Genomic DNA, 2,801 nt, shown 5'->3' on the forward strand with positions numbered 1-2,801 from the left:
ATGAGTCTCTCTATGGTGCTTTCCAAGGACCCTGAGACTTGATTGTCGGGCAGCAGGATCGCGAATTCACCGGCGCCGATGCGTCCGATCAGCGCGCGCGGTGGCACGCACGTCTTCAAGCGCTTGGTGAAGGCGCGGATCAACTCGTCGCCCTGGCTGTAGCCGATGGCGTCATTGATCTGCTTGAAGCGGTCGATGTCGATATCGATGAGGAACATCGGCTCGCCGGTCCGGCTGGTCGCGCATGCCGCCTCGGCAATCTTGCCGACCATCGCCGGGCGTGCCACCAGGCCGGTCAGCTTGTCGAAATGGGTTTCCGTGAAGACGAAATCCGCCGATTCATCGACGCCGGCGAAGAAGGACATCGCGGCGACCGACGCCGCCAGTGCGCAAAGAGCGGCCATCACCGGGACCATCAAGTCCGCGGAGATGCCGGCAAAACCATCGCCGAGACCGAGCTTCAGGCCCCAGAGCCCGAGGACGAAACTGCCGAGACCCGAACTCGCTATGGTGAGCAGTCGGAACACCGGTGTTCGCTTCGGGTTGCTGACGGCGAGCATTGAAAGTTCCCCTGAGTACGGGGCTTTCTAGCGGATATCTCCTTAAAATGAGTTTCCGCGAATGAATCCAATTTTATTGGACCGAAAGTATTTCTTGAGCGGATCAATGCGCCTGGCGCTGAAACGATTCAGTTGGCGCGCTTTAAGCTTCGTGTCTTCAAATATCCGCCATTTCAAAACCGTCGCGCACCTTTGGCCGGAAGGCGTTAGTCTCGTCCGCCGTCGGTCTGCTTCAATTCGTCGAGCGTCGGCATGGAAACGATATGATAGCCGGAATCGACATAGTGGATTTCGCCGGTAACCCCGGAAGACAGATCCGACAACAGATAAAGCGCCGAGCCGCCGACCTCGTCGATGGTCACCGTGCGGCGCAGCGGCGAGTTTCGCTGCTGGTAGGAAAACATGTGGCGCGCATCGGAAATGCCGGCGCCGGCAAGCGTGCGCACCGGTCCAGCCGATATGCCGTTCACCCTGATGGCGCGCGGACCGTAGTCGTTCGCAAGATACCGGACACTCGCCTCAAGCCCTGCCTTGGCGACGCCCATGACATTGTAGTTCGGCATGACGCGGACCGACCCCGCATAGGTCAGCGTGATCATCGATCCGCCGTCCTTCATCAAGGTGGCCGCATGGCGGGCGACCTCGGTGAAGGAGTAGCAGGAGATCACCATGGTGCGGACGAAATTGTCCCGGCTGGTGTCGGCGTAGAGGCCTTTCAGCTCGTTCTTGTCGGAAAAGCCAATGGCGTGGACGACGAAATCCAGCCCGCCCCATTCCTTGCCCAGAGTCTCGAACGTGGCCGCGACAGAATCGCTGTCCTCGACGTCGCACGGCACGACCAGCGAGGCGCCGAGCTTGTCGGCCAGCGGCCTGACCCGGCGTCCGAAGGCATCACCCTGATAGGTGAAGGCGAGTTCCGCCCCATGTTCGGATAATTTCCGGGCGATGCCCCAGGCGATCGAATGATCGTTGGCGACACCCATGACAAGCCCGCGCTTGCCCTTCATCAATCCGTCCATGGCCGGCAAATCCTTATGCGGAATAGCGCTGGAAAACGAGCGTGGCGTTGGTGCCGCCGAAGCCGAACGAATTGGACAAGACAGTGTCGATCCTGGCGTCGTCGATGCGCTTTCGCACGATCGGCATGCCCTCGAATTCGGGGTCGAGGGTCTCGATATGGGCGCTTTCGCCGATGAAGCCGCCCTGCATCATCAGGATCGAATAGATGGATTCCTGCACGCCAGCCGCGCCCAGCGAATGGCCGGTCAGCGACTTCGTCGAGGTGATATACGGCATCTCTGAGCCGAACACCTCGCGGATCGCGCCCATTTCCTTGGAATCTCCCACCGGCGTCGAGGTACCATGGGTGTTGATGTAGTCGACCGGTGTGGAAACCGTGGCCAGCGCCTGGCGCATGCAGCGGACCGCGCCCTCGCCTGAAGGGGCAACCATGTCGTGACCATCCGACGTCGCGCCATAGCCAACGATCTCGGCATAGATTTTCGCGCCGCGCGCTTTGGCATGCTCAAGCTCTTCCAGCACCAGCACCCCGGCGCCCCCGGCGATGACGAAGCCGTCCCGATTGGCGTCATAGGCGCGGGAAGCGGTCGATGCCTTGTCGTTGAATTTCGACGACATCGCGCCCATGGCGTCGAACAGGTCCGACATCGTCCAGTCGAGATCCTCGTGGCCGCCGGCAAAGATGATGTCCTGCTTGCCCCACTGGATCAATTCATAGCCATTGCCGATGCAATGCGCCGAGGTCGAACAGGCCGACGAGATCGAGTAGTTGACGCCGTGGATCTTGAACCAGGTGGCAAGCGTCGCCGATGCAGTCGACGACATTGCCTTCGGCACCGCGAACGGACCGATGCGCTTGGGACTGCCGTTCTTCAGCGTCGTTTCGGCAGCTTCGACGATGGTGCGGGTGGATGGCCCGCCCGATCCCATGACGATGCCGGTGCGCTCATTGGTGATGTCGCTCTCGCCGAGGCCCGCATCCGCGATCGCCTGATCCATGGCGACATGGTTCCAGGCAGCCCCCTGGCTCAGGAAGCGCATCGCACGGCGGTCGATCATGGCCGATGGATCGAGCGTCGGCGCTCCCCAGACCTGGCAGCGGAAGCCGTGTTCGGCGAAGGAATCGGAGAAGCTGATGCCGGATCTGGCGTCATGCAGAGAGGTCTGCACCTCGTTGGCATTGTTGCCGATCGACGACACAATGCCGATGCCTGTGACTAC

The 2,801-nt window shown here is 61.2% G+C and carries 3 protein-coding genes; all 3 read right to left on the reverse strand.

Annotation, left to right across the window (positions count from 1 at the left end):
* Nucleotides 1-560: GGDEF domain-containing protein (locus EN750_RS27770; RefSeq protein ID WP_145967959.1), on the reverse strand; the 560-nt coding region annotated here is incomplete at its 3' end.
* 206 nt (nt 561-766) lie between these two features.
* On the reverse strand, nt 767-1,579 hold the full coding sequence (fabI, locus tag EN750_RS27775) for an enoyl-ACP reductase FabI (RefSeq protein ID WP_127398611.1): 813 nt from the start codon (nt 1,577-1,579) through the stop codon (nt 767-769).
* 13 nt (nt 1,580-1,592) lie between these two features.
* Nucleotides 1,593-2,801 (reverse strand): beta-ketoacyl-ACP synthase I (gene fabB, locus EN750_RS27780; RefSeq protein ID WP_127398613.1); only part of this gene is annotated, 1,209 nt, incomplete at its 5' end.

The sequence above is a fragment of the Mesorhizobium sp. M7A.F.Ca.ET.027.03.2.1 genome (genome assembly GCF_003999175.1).
Lineage (GTDB): Bacteria > Pseudomonadota > Alphaproteobacteria > Rhizobiales > Rhizobiaceae > Mesorhizobium.

What these genes read in the sequence shown, in the direction of transcription:
- fabI (WP_127398611.1), bottom strand. Translation starts at nt 1,579, where the DNA reads ATGGACGGATTGATGAAGGGCAAGCGCGGGCTTGTCATGGGTGTCGCC.